Raw genomic sequence first — 22,154 nt, forward strand, 5'->3', positions numbered from 1 at the left:
TTTTTTTTTTTGTGTCATTTGTTTTATCTTTTCTGTCTTTTGTTTTTTGATTTGTGTATTTTGTTTTTTTAATTGGTTATTTTGTTTATTGAATTCGGTCGATCGTTTATTAAATTTGGGCAGTCGTTCATTGAATTTGGGAGATTGTTGGAGCGCAGACTCTTGGGCGCAGGCGATCACTCCAGAGCGCTTGTTCTTCATCTGCCCAACACGATGTCTGTTGACTAATCAACCAAAGATTAACATGGCGATCGCTTCTCACTACTTCAGTTGTCGTACTGGTGCCACACTTAAACCCGTTTTCTGAGCGATTGTTTCCTCATCTAATTAATCCAGTAGCGATCGCTACTATAATAAATACTCAATCATAATACCTGAGTACGTCTGTGCTAATACGTACCATTTGGTGTATACTCACAAAATCATTCGGCGGCGATCGCAAATAAAAGAGTCAGGACTTACGCAAAAATTGCCAAAAAGGTTAATTTATCGAACCGCCTTTTCTATGAGAGGCTTCCGCCAACGTGCAGCGTCTCGTTAGAGAAGAACGCCAAGAATTCATAGAGTGTGCGTAAGTCCTGAAAGTATAAAGCTGATAGGGGTTGTTGCACGAGTAGAAAAAAGATAAATTATACCTATCACTTATCGACTAACTGTTTTGGGACTACATCAAAAACGTATTGAGATTCACCAATATTCACCAATTTTTAAATTGTTCAGAATGCATTTTGGACGTAATCTACTTTGTTTATACATTTATTTACAATTATAAAATAGTTCTTATTCAGTGATTATGGCATAGACAATATTTATAATACATAGCTAATAATTGGCTATGTATTGTACTTCTAAAACAATTTTTTCTTTACCAGTCGTTATTTAGAACAATCACTATCAATTTAATTTATTAATAAAATCTTATTTTCGTTAGATGTACGCTAATAAGTAGTTTATATTTATTATTAAAATGCTGCAATTTATTCATTAGAGAGTTAGCTCGTGACACAAACAACTCAATACGCACACTATATGCAGGCTGACCAACGCCCTAGTATCAAGGAACCTATAGAACTCTCACCTTTAGTTGGTAATTGGATCAATACTAAATCGGATACTAATTATTTGGTGCGAGTGGTTCTGACTGAACAAGACGGTCGCCTTGCATTTCATGGTTATGGAGCCAACAAACCCTCCCCAATCGATTGGGGAGAGGTTGAGGCAGTGCCTTACGCTGTAGGAGACTCACTTATAGCAGGAGGATTCCACGCTTTTTACAAGCTAGACGGGATTGAGACACATCTGGTGGCAAACCAAAAATTGGGAATCTTGGTCATTCAGTCCTATACCCGCTACGTAGATGGTAGTGGTCGAACTGATCATTTTGCCCGTGAGTTTTTTCATCGCTAGTAAGAAGAGGAAGATTTCAAGATGGAACGAAACGAAATTTACGGAAACCAGCCCAAGGACACCGTGATTGATTTCACGCCTTATTTAGGAACCTGGATAAACTCCAACACCAAGACTACATGGATCGAGAAATTTACCCTAACCAAGCATAATGAGCAAATTATTATGCACGCTTATGGTGCCGAGTCCGTCAAAGATTGGGGTGAGACTGAGGTGACACCATTTGTAGATAATATCAATGAGAAGGCTTTCTGTGCACGATACGATCGCGATTCAGTGGAATCCTTGTTGGCAGCGAACATGAACAAAGATTTGTGGGTTATTGCTGCCTTTCACAAGTTCAAGGATGGCAGCCAACCCAATTTTCTGTGTCGGGAGTTTTACTATCGCCCAGACTAAGATGAAGTTCCTCTTTGCATTTGTACTAAAAAAGCTCATAAGGCTTGCTGTACAAAAAGTCTAGGGTTTAATACCTAAGACACTGTACCCATGTAAACGCTGGAACTAAAGGCTTTGTCATTACCAACACTTTTTAAGGGACTAGGCGAAAAGAGATTCCCAAAAAATAAAATCCTCAGCAAAGAGGAATAATAATTATTGTAGATAGTGGGGAGTCAGAGCTGCGATCGCAGTCCTGACTCTCATTTTTGTAATAAATTCAATTATACATAGTTCAAGTTTTTGCGTATATAAACATTGCTCTGCAAAATTAAACTGTATTGTACAGCACTCGACCTAAGGGGACTTAAACATTTTTGAGGCATAAACAAGCCTCAACCTCATACAGGGCAAGGAAAATATACCAAATGCTCAAAAATGCTTGAAACCCAGATATATCAAGAAACTAGGCAAAACGATGTCAAAGTTTCTCTGCATATAGATTTGAGGCTTTTTTCGGGCTACTTTTTGTCTAAGTCCCACTAACAGTTTCAGAAGCAACGGCGGAAGCTTTTATAATGTGACTCGAATCAAAAAAGGCTGAAGTTAGTATGGCTGTAGAAGAATAGCGTGTTCTAGCCTCAAAATTCAACATCCAAAAAAACAATAAAGACCTTGTTTTTTGCTGCTAGCTGTGTGATACTTTCGTTTGACTTATAAAATCACATAAATCTATTACAAATAGCAAAAAAGGATGATATTTAAGAGATTTAGAACGTGGGGTTTATTGAGTGGATTAGCACTATTGACGTTTGTATTTGTAGCTTGTGCTTCTGGTAATCAAACTGCTTCACAAGTACCAGAAAAAATAACAATTGCTTATCAACCTGGAATTAATTACGCGAATCTACTTATAGTCAAGCAACAGCAAATTTTAGAAAAACAATTTCCTAAAACACAATTTGAATGGAAAGAATTATCGAATGGTGCAGCGATTAGGGATGGAATTATTGCTAATCAAATACAAGTTGGTGCAAGTGGCCCTGGAGCGTTTCTCGTAGGTTGGGATAAAGGCGTGGGCTGGAAAATATTAGCTTCACTTAACTATAGTGAGTTTTGGCTAATAACGAAAAACCCCAATATCAAAAGTCTCAAAGATTTTAAGCCAGGAATGAAAATTGGTTTACCATCTCTAGATGGAGTACAGGCAATTGTACTGCGGAAGGTGGCACAAAAAGACTTAGGAAATCCCACAGCACTCGATCAAAACCTGCAAGTGATTGCTCACCCTTTAGGGTTGCAGTCTCTGTTAAACGGTCAAATTGATGCACATTTTACAACGCCTCCTTTTGAATTTCAGGAAGTTGAAAAAGGTGGTAGGGTAATTATTAAAAGCTCTGATATTTTTGGTAAGACTAGCATAGCGAGTGTATTTACGACTGAAAAATTGTACAATCAATATCCTGAGTTTGGGAAAGCTTTGTATACAGCAATTGCGAATGCTACTAAACTCGTGAATGAAAAACCTGATGAAGCAGCCAAAATTCTCTCAGAAATAGATAGTGGAAAAGTTTCCCAAAAGCAATATAAAAAGTGGCTCACAAATAAGGCCGTGGCATACGGAATTGAGCCAAGAGCCTTCCTTAAATGTGGAGCATTTATGCATGAAATCGGTATGTTAAACAAGCAGCCAAAATCAATTGATGAATTGATTTTACCACCGCTTAAAGGTGCTGGGGGAGATTAAATTAATGGTTAATTTAGAATCGTTAATATTAGCAAAAAATGTAAACATAAGCTACAGCGAAGGTAAGAATAAATTTACGGCTGTAGAAGATGTCAGCTTTGCTGTCAAACCAGGAGAAAAGTTTGTAATTATTGGGCCATCGGGTTGTGGAAAGAGTACCCTGTTAAGGGCGATCGCTGGTTTTCAATCTATCAGTAGCGGAGAATTACTGATGGCAGGTAAAGGTATCTCTGTTCCTGGCCCAGATAGGATCGTTGTCTTTCAGGATTTTGAACAACTCCTACCTTGGCAGACTGTGGTGCAAAATGTTGTTTATGCCCTTGAGACTACAGGCAAAGCTGTTGGTAAAGCCGCTATTGCTGAAGCTGTAAGATATCTCGACTTGGTGGGAGTCTCAGCAGCTATCAATAAGTATCCCCATCAGTTATCAGGAGGGATGAAACAACGGGTAGCGATCGCTCGTGCTTTGGCTGTAAAACCTCAAGTTCTTCTGATGGATGAGCCTTTCGGCGCTTTGGATGCGCTGACGCGGACTCAACTGCAATATGAACTTAATACTATTTGGCAGAATACAGGGCTAACAATTATTTTAATCACCCATTCCATACAAGAAGCTGTTTACCTGGGACATCGAGTTTTAGTGATGACACCAGTACCTGGAACTGTCAAAGAAATTGTTGATACCGCACAGATTAATGACATCAACACTCATAAATTTGTCGAAGTTGCTGCCTATTTAGAAAGTTTACTGGGCAATGATTCCCGTTGTGAGGCTTTTCGAGTATGAAATTTGTGACTCGAACAACAGCAAATCCCAATAAATTTGAGAAGATATATGCTTCACTAAAAGCCAGTAGTACTTTCAGACGCGGAATAATCTTTTGCGGTCTATTGATTTTTTGGCAATTGTATGTCTGGGTTGCCCAAGTTCCCGCCTTACTCATTCCTGGCCCAATAGCAGTCTTAGAAGTACTGTGGCAAGACTTATTGAGTCAAAAACTGCTGCAAGCGACACTCAATACTTTGTCCGTGTTATGTATTGGTATGGTCTTGGGTTTGATTCTGGGTACGGCTTTAGCAGCTTTCGCCAAAGTTTCTCGTTTTGGTCAAGATTTGCTAATTGTGATCAGTTCGATGCTGAATCCCTTACCTGCGATCGCTATTTTACCCCTAGTGATAATTTGGTTTGGGTTCACTCCTATTTCTATGATCGTAGTTACTGCCCATGCTACAACTTGGCCTATTGCCCTGAATACAGAAATGGGACTCAGTACCATCAACCCAACGGTTCTTATGGTAGGAAAAAACCTGGGTCTAGATGGTTTCAGACTGATTCGAGAAATTATGCTCCCTGCTGCATTGCCTCACATCTTAACAGGCTTGAGAACTGCTTGGGCTTTTGGTTGGCGCACCGTGATTGGATCTGAGTTAGTGTTTGGTTCAGGGGGTGCTACCAGCGGTTTGGGATGGCAGATTAATAATAGTCGCTACTTTCTGCAAACTGATCGCGTATTTGCCGGATTAGTGGTGATTGCAATTTTGGGTTTAGCTGTCGATTATATTTTTAGATTAATTGAAATCAAAACAGTGCAAAAATGGGGTATGAAACGTAGTTAAACTATCACCGAACAAGGCAAAAGAACTTTACAAACAGTATTTGTAGTTACAATTACTCATTAGCTAGAGAGTCTCAGAAGCCAATAACTGCACTTTTTATGTTGTTTTGAGTTGAGCAATTATCGCCAATTTCTTCAAATGAAACATCCATAATTAACAGAGAATTTAAATCATTCATCTGCTCATACATAGTTAGAATAGTCTGTCTATTTCCATTACTAAAAATTTTATTTTTATTATAATAATTATGGCTTTTAATCTAGACAAAACTGTCTATTCATAACTGCTTTTACGCTTGAGATTGCAATATTTATTTACATATTTGTTATTATTTTTACTATTATTAATTACAGTTTTTGTTAGGATTTTTAAGTCAAGAAACTCAAATAATTTTTATTCTAAGAATAAAAAGCCTCGAAGAATCTTTATTGTGTCGCTTAACAAATTAAACGATCATTTGCCAAATTAGTGTCAATCTAGAGCTAAAGAACGATCATCTTTGCGTTCGTGCTGTTAGTAGCAAAAACTATACTTATTGAGATACGCGCTACTCGTATTAAAGATTTCAACTATTACTTATGTAGAGCAGATTTTAGGCTAATAAATAGAACTAACAAATAATTTAGCAAGCCACACCGCGCCTTCTCACACCTAAATCTTGACTATTTTGTATTAATCTTCAGTACGACGAAAGGCATGAAAAATACTCAAGTAACAATCAACGAACCACTCAACGAAACAGCTTGCAAGCATAACCAAAAAAAATTGAGTGACAAGAAAAAACTAACTTGCACAAAACCACCACAACCAGGTGCAAACCAAGGGAATTGTCCTTTAGATGGAGCGATGGTTTCTGTCGGAGCTATTACTGATGTTGTTCATTTAGTACATGGTGCTGTTGCTTGTACTCATAATCCTTGGGCAACTCATGGTAGCCTCTCATCAGGCTCTCAATTATACCAAACTGCTTTTACTACTGATTTTGGTGAGAATAATGTCGTTTTTGGTGGTGAAAAGAAACTGTACAAAGCTATTCTCGATGTTGCTCAACGCTATAATCCTGCGGCTGTTTTTGTCTACGCTACTTGTATTACCGCTTTAATTGGTGATGATATCGATAGTATCTGTAAACTGGCTGCACAGAAAATTGATATTCCGGTTGTCTATGTAAATTCGCCTGGATTTCTTGGTAGTAAAAATGTAGGTAATCGCATCGGCAATGAGACTTTATTGAAATATGTAATCGGAACAGCAGAACCAGAATTTACCACCCCTTTCGATATTAATATTGTTGGTGAGTACAACGTTGCTGGTGATTTGTGGAATGTTTTACCACTGTTCAAGAGATTGGGTATACGCATACTCTCCAAAATTACGGGTGATGCCCGCTATAAAGAAGTTTGCTATGCTCATCGTGCCAAGTTGAATGTAGTCATTTGCTCAAATGTAGTACTGCCAATGGCGCAAACAATGAAAGAACTTTATGGAATTCCTTATATTGAAGAATCTTTCTTCGGTGTGGAAAACTTAAACCATTGCTTGCGAAATATTGCAGCAACATTAGGAGATAAATATCTTCAAGAACGTACAGAATGGTTGATAAGAGAAGAAAATATAGCCCTAGATATTGCCCTAGCTCCCTACCGTGCCCAGTTGAAAGGCAAGCGGATTATTCTTTGTACTGGTGGTGTAAAAATTTGGTCGATTATTTTAGCCGCCAAAGATTTGGGAATGGAAGTTATTGCTACCACTAACGCAAAGACTACAGAAGAGGAAAAAGCTAAAATTAAACAATATCTTGGTGAAGATGGCATTGTTTTGCCCGAAGCAACTCCGCAGGTTTTATTGCAGGTAATGAAGGATACAAAAGCTGATGTGTTGATTACTGGGACTGGCAATAAATATACAGCACTCAAAGCACAAATTCCTTTTTTAGATGTTAATCATGAACGCCATCATGCCTACGCTGGTTATATAGGGCTGGTGGAACTGGCACGAGAATTGTATAAAGCCTTGTATAGTCCTGTGTGGGAGCAAGTCAGCAAACCTGCTCCTTGGGATGAAAAAATTAACTATGATGTCGCTTGACAAATTATTTGGCAAGCGACACAATCGCACGACCGATCTTTTCTACCACAAGTTGCCTCAATCTATTTAATGTTATTTTTATTGCTAATTTTTACTCCGTAAGGTTTTCTTGGCGATTTGGGTGGGTGTTAAAATAGGCACGATCAAAGGATTGCCCTAGAATCTCCTGACCAATTGAGGACAAAACGCGATCGCAATTATCATGCAATACGTAAAAGGATAAATCTCGCAATATTCGCTCCACAGGACTCGGTTTAATCAAGGAGCGAGCTCCACAAGCGTGTATGCAGTCGTTCACCGTTTCCAAAGCCAGTTGTTCAGTTATGTAACGGGCGCGATTGCCTGCTTGTTTTGCTCCTAAAACTTGGCCTGTTTCCCAAAGAGTGGCTACCTGCCTCAGCCATAAATGCATAGTATCTATATTAATTGCTGCCTTAGCAATTCGGTGTTGTACGTAGGGGTCGTGTCCTTTTTCCTGTTTGTTGATGTATGCTAAAGCATAATCATAGGCTCCTTCGGCAGCTCCGAGAAAAGCAGCGCCATACAGAGGCGTAAACCGCGTCTGCCACTCCTGTTGGATGTACTGTCCTGGATAGCCAATCAAGTTTTTTTTAGGGATGAAAGTACGTTCAAAGCGAACTAAGTAACTCACTGTACCTCTCATCCCAATTGGCTGCCACCAACTATCATCAAAGCTAATACTGGGGTCGGATAAGTTGCAGGCTAGCAACAACACTGATGTCGGTGAGCCATTGCTATGACGCGCTCCCCCAGGCCCTGCTGTGTTGACCAAAAGAATTGCCCACTGTGCTTCTGGCGCACTGGTGGCGAATACCTTTGTGCCATCAATGATGTATCCCTCATCTACCACTTGAACACTTGTGCCAAGGCTGGCTTTTTGACCTGGAATCTGAGACTGAGGTTCTCCACTCCAAGCCGCCCATTTCTCGCCACGCTGGACAATACCCTCAAACCAGCGCTTTTTCTGAGACTCATTAGCCATAGCTGCTAGTAAAACTTGGGCATTTGCGTGTCCTTCCCAGCAACGGGCTAGGGATAAATCCACCTTTGCCAGTTCTTTAGTCATCATCCATAGGGTAAAGATATCGCTATCATGTCCTAACCCTAGACCACCGTATTCAGTTGGCACAACAGGCGCATTGAGACCTGCTTGAAAAAGGTCTTCAAAATCTTCTCTTGGAAAGCTAGCATTGTGGTCATAATCAGCGGCGCGAGAAGCGAACTTATCGCGTGCAAGCTGGCTAATCCGCTCAATCAGAGTTTGCTTTTTGAGATTTAAATTGAATATCATTTAATAGACATAATCGACTTGTTTTTAGTTACTAATCTTACATTTTGCACTAGTTTATTCATGGCAATTTTTCTAAGTAGGTTATTTTAATGCGGTATGAATAATAATTGTCTTGGCAAATAAAAGCAATATGTTAATAAGCATAAATAAGAACATAATTACATACTGTTTGCCTTTTCTCGTGTGGACTTGAAACTGATAAATCGAAAATTAACCACCAATAAAAATGATGTTACGCTTTTGCACGCTTTATTCATTTACTGTTAGTTTTTTTCAGTGGGTGCAAAATATAAGTAAATAAATCATCAATAACTCGATTAGCTGATAGATAGCTACCAGTGAGCCAATAAAAATCATCAACTACATAAACTTTACGCTGTCTGACAACATTAAGCTTTGACCACAAAGGTTCTGCCATGAGTTTATTGACAGCTATCTTTGACTGTGCAGGGTCTTTGAAGCCGTAGCGCACTATAAACAAAATATCACCATCTATCTGTGTGAGAACTTCTGGAGAGATATTGTAGCCAACGAGGTTGCCCGCTTTCTTTTGAGTTGCTTTAGCATCCAGATTTTGCGAAAGAGGACGGATTAAGCCAGCATCCTCTATGATCACTCCAGAGAATGCACCCTTGGTTAACGGGTTAATCGTCTCTGGGATCAGGCGCACGACGGAAACTAAAGTTTTTTTGAGTCGGGAACCCATCTTTTGTTTGAATTCAGTTAAACGTAGGTTGTAATCGTCCATTAAACGTTTTGCCGTCTCGGTTTTCCCCAGAGCTTTTGCTGCTGGCATAAAGGGTTGTTTCCAGTCTCCATTGCTTTGCACCTTCAGCAGAACGGTGGGTGCAATGTGAGACCATAAACTATAAGTATCCCGGTTCCGAGTCGTGCCCAAGATCAAGTCTGGCTTGAGAGTTATAACCTTCTCCATGTTCGGTGGTGTCAGAAGCGCACCAATGTCTTCAATGCCGGGGTGCTTATCCTCTAACCCTAGCCCTTGGAGAGTTGAAGCCAGACCTGGAGCACCCACCAGATTGGCTCCAAGAGCTAGAGGTATTTCCACTAGCCACGGATCTATGACGACAACTCGTTGAGGATGCACGGGAACTAGAGTCTGACCCATTGCGTGTTGGACTAGGTGGACGGGCACAGGTGATGTTTGGCTTGAGGGAACGACGGCTATATCGCGGGTCGGTAATTGACGACCAAAGGAGCTGCAAGCAGAAATCACCAAGAACGTAAGCAGCACAACAAAGCAGAACTTAGGCATATATAGTCAAGCAGATACAGGTGATGTTAGAGCGATCGCGAAAAAGGCTGTACAAGAGTTAGCTCTTGCTTGACTAGGTTACAACCAAAACTGACGCAAACACTCGCTACCAAACTTGGCAAACACCCATTGCACACACCCCGATAGTTGCTCATTCCACTTTCCTACCAATTTTTGTGCCAATATTCTTTAGTCTGGCAAGTAAAGCTTACATTGCGAAGTATAAGCAAGATTGAGTCGGAAATCAACTATTTAAGCTGAACTTCCCTCTGCAAATATATTTACATAGACTCAAAAGCTTATCATTACAACGATTTCAATTGTTGAGTCAATATTGTGTATCATTGGCATTCTATTAAAGGAGGGGCAATTAAACGGCCCTTTTTTAATGTTCTACTACTAAATAAAAAATATTCAAATTGCTTTTGAATCTTTAATCTTGTGAATATTTATGAGGTTGTCGTCTCAAAGGTACACACCAAGGTGTACCTGTTACTGGGTCTGGCACAATTCGACAAGCCAATCCAAACACCTCCTGCACCATTTCTTCTGTCATGACATCTGCTGGAGTTCCATAAGCCATAACAGCGCCATCGCGTAAGGCTACTAGGTTATGAGCATAACGACATGCCTGATTCAGGTCATGCAACACCATGACAATTGTTCGCTCCTCAAGTTGATTCAAATCCCCCAGCAACTCCAGCACTTCCACTTGATGAGTTAAATCTAAAAAAGTTGTTGGCTCATCTAATAGTAGAATCTGCGTATCTTGCGCTAAAGTCATGGCTATCCAAGCACGTTGCTTCTGTCCACCAGAAAGGGTATCTACGGCTCTATCGGCTAATTCGTTGAGGTCTGTAGTTGTTAGTGCTTTGCGGACTTGACGTTCATCTTCAGTTGTCCAAGATTGCAGCCAACTTTTTTGATATGGATAACGACCTTGTGCTACCAAATCCCGCACAGTCAATCCTTCTGGTGCAACTGGCCCTTGAGGAAGAATACCGAGTTGTTGTGCAACTTTGGTCGTTGACTGTTGAAAAATATCGGCACCATTAAGATATACAGTACCAATATGAGGTTTGAGTAATCTGGCTAAACCTCGCAGTAGAGTAGATTTCCCGCAGCCATTGGGGCCAACTAGAGCAGTAATTTGTGCAGTGGGAATTAACAGGTTAAGACCAGATATGATGGGTTTGCCATCGTAAGCTAGGCTCAGATGTTGGGTTTCAAGGACTGTGTTGTCCATAAGACTTTCTGATTGCAAGAATAAGTGGTCTGAAAGTGCGTAGCTGCAAAGCGGCTTCTGCTGGCACGCATTGTTGCCTAGTGCCTTGTTGTAAACGCTTTTGAATCCAATAAATAATTGTTGGCAGGGGAATGACCAAAATCCGATTTTTCAAGCTAGTCAAAATCCCAAAGAAGAGTATCTTATGGGTCATTCTTTAAAGTTAGCGATCGCCTTTCAGGATAGATATTTAGATCGCATTACGATGATATTACCAATAATATTGGGTACTTAGTTCTGCACTTGATAAAAATACCCTGACATCAGATTCTCATCTCTTACTCATCTTTGCCGCCTTTGATACAGTAAATAGATAAAATAAGGCGCTCCTAAGGCAGCAGTTAGCAAACCACATGGCAATTCTATCGGAGAAAATAAAGTCCTACCCAAAAAATCTGCTGCTGATACCAACAATCCTCCGATCAAGGCGGCAACTGGTAGTAAATTTTTATGTATTGACCCCACAAGTCTACGTGCCAAATGGGGAGCCATTAATCCAACAAAGCCAATTGTACCTGCGATCGCCACACTTGACCCAGCCAGCGCCACACTCACTAACAATAATTTGCTTCTTTGCCATGTGACTCGGCTACCGAGTCCTTTAGCTACTGCATCACCCAGTTGCAAAGTATCAAGTTCTCGCGCCAGCAGTAAAGCAAAGGGAACGAAGATAACTATCCAAGGTAGCAGTTGCCAGACTTGCTCCCAACTTTTACCAGCCACACTACCTGCCAACCAGACTAATGCTCTAGTAACGTCGGTGATTTGACCGAAAGTCAACATTAAAGTCGTGAAAGCTCCCATAATTGCTGCGAGTGCAACTCCCACTAAAACTAAGCGCAGAGGTGATTTTTCTCCCGTGCCAGCTAGCAAGTAGATCAGACAGCCCACAATAAAAGCACCACCAAAGGCAGCAAAGGGCAAATACATAGTGGGTACAGCCGGAAATAGTACAATCAAAGTCACAGCTGCTAAGGCTGCACCTGCATTTACCCCAACAATACCAGGGTCAGCTAAAGGATTACGTGTCAATCCTTGTAAAATTGCACCCGCAGTTGCCAAGCCGACTCCTACCAACCAGGAGATTAACACTCTCGGTAAACGCAGGGTAACAACAACAAAGCCAGATTCTGGGTCTTGAGTTGGTAAACCAAGAACAGCTTTCACTATGTCTGCTAGCGGCACGGGGTAATTCCCCAAACTGAGGCTCATCCCCAAGATAACGAGGGTGAATAATAGCAGTAGTAACAATACTCTAGTTACAGGCAAATTGCCGAGTATTGAATTTGGAATTTGGAATCTGGAATTTGGAATTGTTGTCATCCTCTCTTCACCCGCCAACGCACTAAATACAACAAAAAGGGCGCACCCAAAAGGGCTGTCATCACACCAACAGGCAATTCTTGGGGTCTAATTAACCAACGGGCTGCTAAATCTGCCCATACTAGTAAACCTGCACCAAACACAGCTGCACCAGGCAATACCCAACGATAATCAATACCCATGACTCCCCGCGCCAGATGGGGAACTACCAGACCAACAAAGCCTATAGGCCCTGCTAGTGCGACAGCGCTCCCTGCCAATATGACAACGCTCGATGCTGTTGCCAACTTGATCCAACCTGTTTGCTGACCTAAGCCTGTGGCTACCGATTCTCCTAAACTGAGGACGTTGATTTGTCTACTTAGGGCAAAAGCTGTTAATAATCCTACTACCATCCAGGGCAGCACAGTCAAGAATAGATTGAAGTCTCGTCCAGCCAGAGAACCTGCTAACCAGAAGCGGACTTCTTCTAAAGTGCGATCGCTTAAAATCAGTACACCTGTAGTAATTGAAGATAGCAAGGCAGTTAAAGCTGCACCAGCAATAGTCAGATTCAATGGTGTTGAGCCTCCTTGTCCAAGAGAACCAAGGGAGTAAACTGTTAAGGCTGCTATTAAGGCTCCGAGAAATGCTACAAGGGTAATCAGGGCTGGTGAAGATGTACCCAAGCCAAAAACCACTGTCACCACTGCTAAGGCTGCACCTGCATTGATCCCCAAGATTCCTGGTGCGGCTAAGGGATTTTGAGTCAGTCCTTGCATTAACGCCCCAGCTATAGCCAAACTAGCACCGACCATACTTGCAATCAGTGTACGCGGTAGGCGCATCGACCGGATAATTATGTGTTCGTTAGAGTCATCATAGTTAGTGAATGCAGTAAGTATTTTGGCAATGGGAATGTCAGCTGCACCGTAAGAAATGCTGGCGAAAATACCTAACAATACCACTAAGATACCTATGCCTAAGCTGAAAATGCGGATATAGTATTTTTCAGGGTGAGAAATATTTGTGTTCATGGATTTATAACAATAGTTAACTTTATACCTCTGCTTTTTCTAAATTTTAAGCATAATTACTAATTGACAAAAGTAAGTTTATCTAAGTTTCTCGCAGATGATCAAAGAATTGTGCGATCGCGCTAAAAAAAAGATGTTATGCTTTTGCACGCTTTATTCGTTTACTCCTGGTTTCTTCCAGTGGGTGCAAAATATAAGTAAATAAATCATCAAGAACTCGATTAGCTGATATATAGCTACTACCTTGCCAATAAAATCCATTAATTACATGGAATTTACCCTGCTTGACAACTTTAAGCTTTGACCATAGAGATTCTGTCATGAATTCATGCACAGCATTATTGGCTTCGGTAGGGTCTTTGAAGCCGAAGAGCGGTATAAATAGGACATTCCCATCTATCTGGGCGAGGATCTCTGAAGATATATTGTAACTAATAGGACTGCCCCATTTCTTTTGAGTTGCTATGGCATCCAGATTTTGCAAAGGAGGACGGATTAGACCAGCATCCTCTATAATCACTCCAGAGAATGCACCCTTGGTTAACAGGTTAATCGTCTGTGGCATGAGGCGCACAACAGAAACTACAGTCTTTTTGAGTCGAGAACCCATTTTTTGTTTGAACTCGGTTAAGCGTGCGTTATAATTGCCCACTAAACGTTTTGCTGTCTCGGTTTTCCCCAGAGCTTTTGCGGCTGGCATAAATGGCTGTTTCCAGTCTCCACTGTTTTCTATCTTGAGTAGAATAGTGGGTGCAATGTGAGACCATAAACTGTAAGCTTCCCGGTTTCGCATCGTGCCTAAGATCAAGTCTGGCTTAACAGCCATGACTTTCTCTATGTTGGGTGTAAGAAGCGCACCAATGTCTTCAATACCAGGGTGTTTATTTGCTAATCCTATCCCTTGGAGAGTTTTAGCCGGATCTGGAACACCCACCACGTTGAATCCTAGAGCCAGAGGTATTTCTACAATCCACGGGTCTAAAACGACGACTCGTTGAGGATGGGTAGGAATTAGAGTTTGACCCATTAAATGTTGGACTGCATGGAAAGCGACAGGTGATGTTCGACTTGAGGAAACAACGCCTATGTTGGGGGTCGGTAACTGACGACCAAAGGAACTGCAAGCAGAAACCACTAGGAGCGTAAGCAGCACAACAAAGCAGAACTTAGGCATATACAACAGTGAAAAAGACACAAGTTATGGTAGAGCGATCGCGTCTTGGTTATGCAAGAGGAAGAAAGGATATATACGTTTTAAAAGAATACTTGTTAATTTGTCAAATTTTGAGAAACTAGTTGAGATGTCAGCATTGATTGTAGATGATATGGTTGCCATAAACTCAACATTTTTTCGCCTATTTGTTGAGGATAAAAGTAGTGAAAAAAATGATAACCTTTGGGATATTCCCACAGATTATCTTCAGGCTTAAACTCTTTTAACCAGCCTTTTAATGCAGGTGAATCAACAATGGGATCGTTCTTGCTCCCACATACCATCAGGGGCATAGAAACCCCGCCTTTAGGTAACTCAATTAACTTGAAAAGAGAGTGTAAAAGAGGGGATTGTTCTAAATCTCTACATAACACAGCCATTAACATTTTACTAGTATTATGGGGTTGTTCACCAAAAAGATGACGAACACAGCTTGCTAAAACTTGCTCACGACTCATAGTAAATAATTTTCTTTGTAAATAATAGTGGACATGCCAAGTATTAGCAGGTTGAGCAGCTACAGCCAATAAGACCAGCGAACGCACTTTTTGGGGATAGCGACGAGCAAAAGTTAAGGCGATCGCACCACCTGCACCATGACCTGCTAAATGTATAGGATGAGAATATTGTGCTAAGAATTCATACATCAAATCTACAGCTTCATCTATGGAACTACCTTCATCTTTATGGTGGTGATATTCCCACTTAGCCACATTCATATACTGCGATATGTATTGTAGTAATGGTAGATCAAAACGCTGCAATACATGACTAGAACTGATCCAAACAACATCGGTATTATCAGACATAAATACTCTCAAACATCAAAATTTGGAAATAATCAATTTTTCAAGCGTGCCATTTCCCTATTGCCCTATCAAAACTTCCAACTCACTGTCCCCTGCACCGTAAATGGATCTTCAGGATAAACAAGTTGGATAGTTCGAGGGGTGAAGTACTGAACATTGAACAGATTCTTGAAGTTGAGAGCAATGCCAAGGTGGTCTCTTTGGTAGTACACAGCTGCATCAGTACGTAAATAACTGGGTACACTGAATGCGTTGTCCAAATCTCCCTGCCGTTCGCCCACATAAAACAAACCCAAGCCAAACCCTAATCCTTGCAGGTTACTCTTGGAAAAAGTATAAGTCGTCCATAAACTCGCGCTATTGAAAGGGACATTCGGCAGTCGATTGCCAATGTATCGCTCGTCCTTTGTCACCTGTGCATCCGTGTAAGCATAGGAGGCAATCACATTCCAGCCTGGCAATATCTCCCCCGTCACATTGAGTTCAATGCCTTGGCTGCGTTGTTCCCCTGTTTGGATATTAAATGTGGTGGGACGATTAGGATCAGGCGTCAAAACGTTGGATAAAGTCAGTTGATACAAAGCAAGGGTTGAAGATAGCCTGCCGCTGAGGAAATCACCCTTGACTCCCACTTCGTATTGAGTGCCAGTACTGGGTTTAAATAAACTACCCCCAAACGTGGTTCCAGGATTTTGGGAGAAGGATTGACTGTAGCTGGCATAGAGTGAGATGGGTTGGATAGGTTGATAGACAAGACCTACACGAGGACTAAATGCCTGGTCAGGTTGATTTCGATTGGCACTTGCATTTAAAAAGTTGGTAACTTTATTCTCGACAAAATCTCCTCGTCCGCCGAGAACCAACTTCAGGTTAGGAGCAAGCGTTACTAAATCTTGAATATAAAGGCCGATGTCATCATTGATCGTTTTTTGATTTTGATTAGGTGTAGGAGTAACAGCACCAACCGGCTGACCATAGACGGGGTTAAATAGATTAATCGGACCAATTTGACTCATAGTCCGATTGAAAATATTGAGTTCTCTGTACAAGTCAAAGCCTGCGACTAATTCATTCTGAAGGCCGCCGATTTTAAATTTACCTGTCAGATGATTGTCTAGAGCATACTCGTTATCCACACCTGGCCCTCCTATATCGGTTTGCTCTGAGCGTCTCAGGGTCCGACCATCGGGTTGTAGAGCGACAGAATTAGCACTATTTCTTAGAAAGCCAACAAACCTAACCTTAAAAGCATTCACCCAAGACCAGTTATCATTAAAGCGATGTTCCAAGTTATAGCCCAACAGAACAGAGCTAGTGTCGTTTTTGGCGTTCACATCCAATGTGTTAAGACTAAGCGGAATCTTTCCATTTGGGTTCGTCGATAAAACAGTTCCTACAGCAGGTAGCCCTGTTCTCGGGAACTGGTGCTGGTATCGGAACTCTGTTTCAAAAGTCACTTTTGTTTTGGGATCTATTTGCCAACTAACAACGGGCGCAATTAGATAACGCTGGGAGTTAAAAAAGTCAACAAAGCTTTCTGTATTGAAGTAAGAAACATTTAACCGATAAAGGAGCGTTTTGTCAGAATTAAGAGGCCCAGAAATATCTAAAGTTGGTTGATACAAATTATAACTACCGACAGTCATACTGGCAGCGAAGTAAGGCTCACTCAGGGGCTGCTTGGTGATAAAATTAATCGTGCCACCTGGATTGCCTTGACCGTAAAGGACAGAGGCAGGCCCCCTCAAAACCTCTATCTGTTCAATGTCATTGAGTTGAGTTTGTCCCGTTGTAGCTCCTCCTACATAGTCCTTAAGACCATTGTGAAGGATGTTAGTTGTCTGAAAACCCCTAATTGTGAAGACATCACCATTGCTCGGCGAATTGAAAGCCTGGATAACACCAACGCTTCTTAAAGCATCAATAGCGTTAACGGCTCCTTGAGCCTCCCAACTCTGCCGAGGAACGACTTGAATCGACTGAGGAATGTCGCGTAGTGGTGTTGGTGTTTTTGTTGCTGTAGTCGCGTCAGGAATATTATAGCTTCCTGACGGCGCGCCAATTACCTCTAACTCAATGGGTTGTTGCTCTGGTGTCGGTGTTGACTGCTGTGCCGTAGATGCAGTACTTGTCACCCCAAACACTAAACCTTCACTTTGACTATCAAATAACTCCACCGCAGGCGTACCCTTTTCCCCAACTACTGTCACCCGCAGCGTGTTAGCGTCTGCATTGGCTACTGTAATTAGTGTAATTCCTGCTACTGGCTTTGATTGTTGAAAACTCTCCCCACTTGCCAATTGCAACTGTGCATTGGGTATATTCACAATGTAGGAATTACCTTCAGTTTTCCCAGAAACGGACAATTTCTCAGAATTGGGCGTAACTAAAATTAACTCTATCCCTTTATCTGTGTTATTCACCTTCACATCTTTAACTGACACTACATCTGTTCGGGGTTGACTTAATTGAGCGATAAAGTTCTTTACTCTGTTAGCCTTCAATACATATGATGTGCCGCTGAGGGGACGTTCTATAGAATTGAGTTGGCGAACTTCTGATATGGGTGTTTGCTCACGCTTCGCTTTCCAGTTGGTGACTAAAGCAGATTGAACAGAAGTTTTTCTGACTACCGATGCGTAGGCGTAGCCCGCCGCAGGCATCGCTTCTTTTTTGACTGGGGACTGTGCAAGAGTTAGCTCTTGCTTGACTAGGCTACTACCAAAACCAACGCAAACACTCGCTACCAAACTTAGCAAACACCCATTGCACACACCCCGATGATTGATCATTCCACTTTCCTACCAATCTACGTGCCAATATTCTTTACTTATGCAAGTAAAACTTACATTGCGAAGTATAAGCAAGATTGAGTAGGAAATCAACCATTTATGTTGTTTTCCAGACAATTATTATGATGAGAAGGATTCTTGACAAGATGCTAACATCTGAGTTTTTACCCAGTGTGGCATTACTTTAGACGAACTTGACGTAATAGAACAAATGTTCTGGTATGGCTTTAGACCGCTTCGTTTGAATCGTTGTGAAGTAGTTTAGAGATGCTTGCTGGAATGCGATCGCAGTCTTCGAGCAACTGCGATCGCAATAGGTTCGTGTGTCCACGATGGATTTAAGAATAGCAACCGGAGGCATCCAGGCAGCCCTAGATATTAAAGGAGGCTATTCTCCTGGCATTAGTAAGCGGTAAAGGAAGTTTTTACTTACTTGGTTTTGTCTAGCCATTTCCAGAAGGAGTATATCTCCATTTTTGAGGAGGACAAAAAAGCATTGAGCATCAAGGTAATCTTCGTTGTGTAATCCTTCATCAGCTACCTTTGTTTCCTCTATCTCTTCATAGTTCAAGTAATGCTCTTTATCCTCAACATCTACTACATTAAATACGATTGGCATTGGCTTTCAAAGTATAAGAGTACATTGTCGAGCATAAATCGTATAGTTGCTTCAAGTCTGTTGGTTTAGTTGCAAAATATAACCCTCTTGGGATGTCCTGCGAGGGTTCTCAATTAGGCAACTTGGAACTAATCAAGGCAACCAAAGCACGCTTCAAAATTTCGATTTTGCGTTATCGATATGCACCGAGATTTGCATCCACTTCCGTGAAGGTAAACTTGACTCTATCAACCATGTGTCGCCACTTTTTTCTCTGCTAACGCTTTTGCTAAAACAGCAGCAGCTTCAAAAGAATCATATAAACCTTGACTGGCTACCCTACCTTGAGCGTCCAATGGAACTAAACCCGATTCCCTTAACAATTCGGCTGCCAGGAAATTTAATAGCAAGAGCTTGTCAGAGTGAGATAATTCTTTAAGCAAAGGTACAAGTTCAGCTAGAGGCATAAGTTCTTTGATGAACTTGGGTTGCATCTATTTTAGAGTCTTTTTTAGCATACTTGCGATCGCAACAGGAAATAGAGCAAGCAAATAATATTTTCCTACGATTGATTGCCTTAGAATACACACTAAACCTTGAAGTTACAAAGCAAGCGATGAGTACTAAGGACAATTTTCCAAGGTCGGATAAGTCGTCACCAGATTTAGTATCTGTGACAGATGAAGTGGTGCAGGTATTTGTTATAACGTTCACGAAGTGACTCTGCAAGAGTATTGCTCATCGCAGTGAGGCGTATGAACCGTGAGGTTATCTGTGGCAGGTTAAGCGGAAGTTGCCTAAGTCTTAATAGCTATCTTCCACACAAAACCTTTGACCACAAAGTATCATTGCCAAACATAAATCAGGACAAACAAAACAATCCAGATGACATCAACAAAGTGCCAGAAAATAGAAGTGGCATCTACACCAAAATGACCTGTGTCGTAATTATCAGGAATGAAAGAGCGACCAAAAACAAGTATCTGCAACAAAATGCCAGTAAGAACGTGTAAACCGTGGAAACCTGTCAGTAAGTAGAACATTCCACCAAAGACACCTGTGGTAAAGCCAAAAGAGAGATGGCTCCATTCGTTCGCTTGTCCGACTAAAAAGTAAGATCCCATTGCGATCGAAAGCATTAGAAACTGACGAAATGTTATCAAGTCGTGGCGTGCAAGGGCACGTTCTGCCAAGTAAATGACAAAGCTACTAGAAACAAGAATTACTGTATTAATTGCCGGATCTGTGACTTCCAGTCCAGAAACACCAGCTGGTAGCCAGTTAGGATTTGCTGTTTTATAGACAATATATGCTGTAAAAAAACCGAGGAAAATGAAAGTCTCTGACAGCAAGAAGACAATGAAGCCGAACATCTTGCTGCCTTCATCATCATGGGTATGCTCGTGTGAAGGATGATTTGATTCTTCTGAAATGATAGAACTGTCCATTGCTTGAAACTCCTATATATTTATCTCACGCAGAGGCACTGAGAAAGAAAAGAGAGTAAAGTAGTAGTTTGCGATCGCCTAATCCCTCATCTCAAACTCTCTGCGTCCCTTTGCGTTGAACCTCTGCGTACCTATGCGTTTAAAAATCAACTATTTGGCCTGCTCTCTAATGCTCGGCTACCAATGGTTCAGATTTACCATAGCCGTAGGGTTCACCCACAACAACTGGAATTTCCTCAAAGTTCTCGACAGGAGGTGGTGAAGAAACTAACCACTCAAGTCCAATTGCTCGCCAAGGATTCTTCGGTGCTTGCTTGTCATGTATCCAAGAACCAATAATATTCAGAATGAAGGGCAAAGTGGATACACCTAGTAAAAATCCGCCGATACTGGCGATAATATTCCAAAATTCATACTCTGGGGCATAAGAAGAAACTCGACGCAACATTCCCTGTAATCCTAGTGGGTGCATTGGGAAGAAGTTGAGGTTAGTGCCAATGAACGCCAGCCAGAAGTGCAACTTGCCCAAGCCTTCGTAATACATGCGTCCAGTCATCTTGGGGAACCAGAAGTAAATAGCAGCAAACATCCCCATTGTTACCGTGCCATATAGAACATAGTGGAAGTGACCCACCACATAGTAAGTGTTGTTGACATGGACATCAATGGGAACGGAGGAAAGGGTGATGCCAGTGATACCCGCAAATACAAATAATATTAATGCACCAAACGCAAATAGCATTGGTGTATCAAATCGGAGTTTGCCACCCCAAATTGTTGCAGTCCAGGCAAATACCTTAATGCCAGTAGGGACAGAAACAAACATGGTTGTAACCATGAAAAACACCCGCATCCAGCCGGAAGTACCGCTGGCGTACATATGGTGTACCCAGACTATACCGCTAACTCCAGCAATCAGGAGTGATGAAATAGCAACAATTCTATAGCCAAACAGAGGTTTACGAGCAAAAACAGGGAATATCTCTGAAAAGACTCCAAAGACCGGCAGAATGATTACGTAAACAGCAGGGTGGGAGTAGAACCAGAAAAAATGCTGAAATAGAACTGGGTCGCCTCCCTTGGTGGGGTCAAAAAAGCTAGTTCCAACTGTTAAGTCGAGTAAAAGCATGACTGCACCTGCTGTTAAGACAGGTAGTCCAAACAGTTGGATAATCTGGGCACTGAATACATTCCAAACAAAGATGGGTGTACGAAAGGGTGTCATACCAGGTGCGCGCATCTTGACAATCGTGGTGACAAAGTTAATCGCCCCCATAATTGAGGAAACACCTGATATTGCTACTGCTAGAAGCCAGATTACTTCACCATTGATTAAGTTTCCTGTCGGGTTTTGCAGGCTGACAGGAGGGTATGACCACCAACCGGCTTGCGCTGGCCCGCCAGGTACAAAGAAGCTAGCCATCAGTAGGATAGCAGCGATCGGTATCATCCAGAAGGCAACAGCATTTAGTCTGGGAAACGCCATATCTCGCGCCCCAATCATCAGAGGTACAAGATAGTTAGCAAAACCCGTAAGTATGGGGAATGTCCATCCAAATAGCATCACAGTGCCGTGCATGGTGAACATTGCATTATAAACACTACGGTCAACGAGGTCTGATTCTGGGGTAATCAATTCCCCACGAATGATCATTGCAAATAGACCGCCTACTAAAAAGAGAATGAAAGCGGTAACAATATATTGAATACCGATAACTTTGTGGTCTGTACTGAAGCTAAAGTATTGCTTCCAGTCTGCTCTCGGTTCCTGTTGAGGTGCGTCACCTGTAATGTCTTCAACGGAAATATTTGTCATTGTCTTTTATCCTTTATTCTTTTTAATTTGTC

22 protein-coding genes are annotated in these 22,154 nt (G+C 41.5%); 6 read left to right on the forward strand and 16 right to left on the reverse strand.

What is annotated here, in order from left to right; genetic code table 11:
• Positions 1 to 180 (reverse strand): hypothetical protein (locus ACFE93_RS23075; protein WP_375476603.1); only part of this gene is annotated, 180 nt, incomplete at its 3' end.
• 819 nt (positions 181 to 999) lie between these two features.
• On the opposite strand from ACFE93_RS23075, the gene ACFE93_RS23080 reads away from it, so the two are divergent.
• The 6 genes from ACFE93_RS23080 (at position 1,000) to nifE (ending at position 7,237) form a co-directional block, all read left to right on the forward strand.
• Positions 1,000 to 1,407: a hypothetical protein gene (locus tag ACFE93_RS23080; protein ID WP_375476605.1), complete on the forward strand. Its 408-nt coding sequence runs from the start codon at positions 1,000 to 1,002 to the stop codon at positions 1,405 to 1,407.
• Positions 1,408 to 1,428: 21 nt separating this feature from the next.
• Positions 1,429 to 1,806 carry a hypothetical protein gene (locus tag ACFE93_RS23085; RefSeq protein ID WP_375476607.1) on the forward strand — a complete coding sequence of 126 codons (378 nt, stop codon included), beginning with the start codon at positions 1,429 to 1,431 and terminating at the stop codon, positions 1,804 to 1,806.
• Positions 1,807 to 2,539: 733 nt separating this feature from the next.
• Positions 2,540 to 3,532 carry an ABC transporter substrate-binding protein gene (locus ACFE93_RS23090; protein ID WP_375476609.1) on the forward strand — a complete coding sequence of 331 codons (993 nt, stop codon included), beginning with the start codon at positions 2,540 to 2,542 and terminating at the stop codon, positions 3,530 to 3,532.
• 4 nt (positions 3,533 to 3,536) lie between these two features.
• Positions 3,537 to 4,319, forward strand: a complete 783-nt coding sequence (locus ACFE93_RS23095; protein ID WP_375476611.1) for an ABC transporter ATP-binding protein — start codon at positions 3,537 to 3,539, stop codon at positions 4,317 to 4,319.
• Between the two features lie 5 nt (positions 4,320 to 4,324).
• Entirely contained in the window at positions 4,325 to 5,149 is an 825-nt protein-coding gene (locus ACFE93_RS23100) for an ABC transporter permease (protein ID WP_375476613.1), read from the forward strand.
• A 696-nt stretch (positions 5,150 to 5,845) separates the two neighbouring features.
• Entirely contained in the window at positions 5,846 to 7,237 is a 1,392-nt protein-coding gene (gene nifE, locus ACFE93_RS23105; protein WP_375476615.1) for a nitrogenase iron-molybdenum cofactor biosynthesis protein NifE, read from the forward strand.
• A 91-nt stretch (positions 7,238 to 7,328) separates the two neighbouring features.
• On the opposite strand, the gene ACFE93_RS23110 is transcribed toward nifE, so the two are convergent.
• The 15 genes from ACFE93_RS23110 to ctaD all read right to left on the reverse strand — a co-directional run bounded on the left by ACFE93_RS23110 (position 7,329) and on the right by ctaD (position 22,122).
• Positions 7,329 to 8,549 carry an acyl-CoA dehydrogenase family protein gene (locus tag ACFE93_RS23110; RefSeq protein ID WP_375476617.1) on the reverse strand — a complete coding sequence of 407 codons (1,221 nt, stop codon included), beginning with the start codon at positions 8,547 to 8,549 and terminating at the stop codon, positions 7,329 to 7,331.
• 253 nt (positions 8,550 to 8,802) lie between these two features.
• Entirely contained in the window at positions 8,803 to 9,675 is an 873-nt protein-coding gene (locus ACFE93_RS23115; RefSeq protein ID WP_375476619.1) for an iron-siderophore ABC transporter substrate-binding protein, read from the reverse strand.
• Between the two features lie 173 nt (positions 9,676 to 9,848).
• Positions 9,849 to 9,977, reverse strand: coding sequence for a hypothetical protein (locus ACFE93_RS23120; protein ID WP_375476621.1), 129 nt, complete (start codon positions 9,975 to 9,977; stop codon positions 9,849 to 9,851).
• 278 nt (positions 9,978 to 10,255) lie between these two features.
• A complete protein-coding gene (locus ACFE93_RS23125) occupies positions 10,256 to 11,068 on the reverse strand; it encodes an ABC transporter ATP-binding protein (RefSeq protein WP_375476623.1) in 813 nt (270 codons plus the stop codon).
• Positions 11,049 to 11,261, reverse strand: coding sequence for a hypothetical protein (locus ACFE93_RS23130; RefSeq protein ID WP_375476625.1), 213 nt, complete (start codon positions 11,259 to 11,261; stop codon positions 11,049 to 11,051). The genes ACFE93_RS23125 and ACFE93_RS23130 overlap by 20 nt, the downstream gene beginning before the upstream one ends.
• A gap of 128 nt (positions 11,262 to 11,389) precedes the next feature.
• A complete protein-coding gene (locus ACFE93_RS23135; RefSeq protein WP_375476627.1) occupies positions 11,390 to 12,430 on the reverse strand; it encodes a FecCD family ABC transporter permease in 1,041 nt (346 codons plus the stop codon).
• Complete coding sequence (locus tag ACFE93_RS23140; RefSeq protein WP_375476629.1) at positions 12,427 to 13,446, reverse strand: FecCD family ABC transporter permease; 1,020 nt, start codon at positions 13,444 to 13,446, stop codon at positions 12,427 to 12,429. The genes ACFE93_RS23135 and ACFE93_RS23140 overlap by 4 nt, the downstream gene beginning before the upstream one ends.
• 136 nt (positions 13,447 to 13,582) lie before the next feature.
• Positions 13,583 to 14,620, reverse strand: coding sequence for an iron-siderophore ABC transporter substrate-binding protein (locus tag ACFE93_RS23145; protein ID WP_375476631.1), 1,038 nt, complete (start codon positions 14,618 to 14,620; stop codon positions 13,583 to 13,585).
• A 95-nt stretch (positions 14,621 to 14,715) separates the two neighbouring features.
• Entirely contained in the window at positions 14,716 to 15,468 is a 753-nt protein-coding gene (locus tag ACFE93_RS23150) for an alpha/beta fold hydrolase (protein WP_375476633.1), read from the reverse strand.
• 68 nt (positions 15,469 to 15,536) lie between these two features.
• Positions 15,537 to 18,260, reverse strand: a complete 2,724-nt coding sequence (locus ACFE93_RS23155; RefSeq protein WP_375476635.1) for a TonB-dependent siderophore receptor — start codon at positions 18,258 to 18,260, stop codon at positions 15,537 to 15,539.
• 184 nt (positions 18,261 to 18,444) lie between these two features.
• Positions 18,445 to 18,621 carry a hypothetical protein gene (locus ACFE93_RS23160; RefSeq protein ID WP_375476637.1) on the reverse strand — a complete coding sequence of 59 codons (177 nt, stop codon included), beginning with the start codon at positions 18,619 to 18,621 and terminating at the stop codon, positions 18,445 to 18,447.
• Positions 18,622 to 18,648: 27 nt separating this feature from the next.
• Complete coding sequence (locus ACFE93_RS23165) at positions 18,649 to 18,879, reverse strand: hypothetical protein (RefSeq protein WP_375476639.1); 231 nt, start codon at positions 18,877 to 18,879, stop codon at positions 18,649 to 18,651.
• A 227-nt stretch (positions 18,880 to 19,106) separates the two neighbouring features.
• Positions 19,107 to 19,325, reverse strand: coding sequence for a hypothetical protein (locus tag ACFE93_RS23170; RefSeq protein ID WP_375476641.1), 219 nt, complete (start codon positions 19,323 to 19,325; stop codon positions 19,107 to 19,109).
• 378 nt (positions 19,326 to 19,703) lie between these two features.
• Entirely contained in the window at positions 19,704 to 20,306 is a 603-nt protein-coding gene (locus ACFE93_RS23175; RefSeq protein ID WP_375476643.1) for a heme-copper oxidase subunit III, read from the reverse strand.
• Between the two features lie 166 nt (positions 20,307 to 20,472).
• Positions 20,473 to 22,122, reverse strand: a complete 1,650-nt coding sequence (gene ctaD, locus ACFE93_RS23180; protein ID WP_375476645.1) for a cytochrome c oxidase subunit I — start codon at positions 22,120 to 22,122, stop codon at positions 20,473 to 20,475.
• Between the last annotated feature and the right edge of the window lie 32 nt (positions 22,123 to 22,154).

This window comes from uncultured Nostoc sp. (assembly GCF_964247315.1).
Classification (GTDB): domain Bacteria; phylum Cyanobacteriota; class Cyanobacteriia; order Cyanobacteriales; family Nostocaceae; genus Nostoc.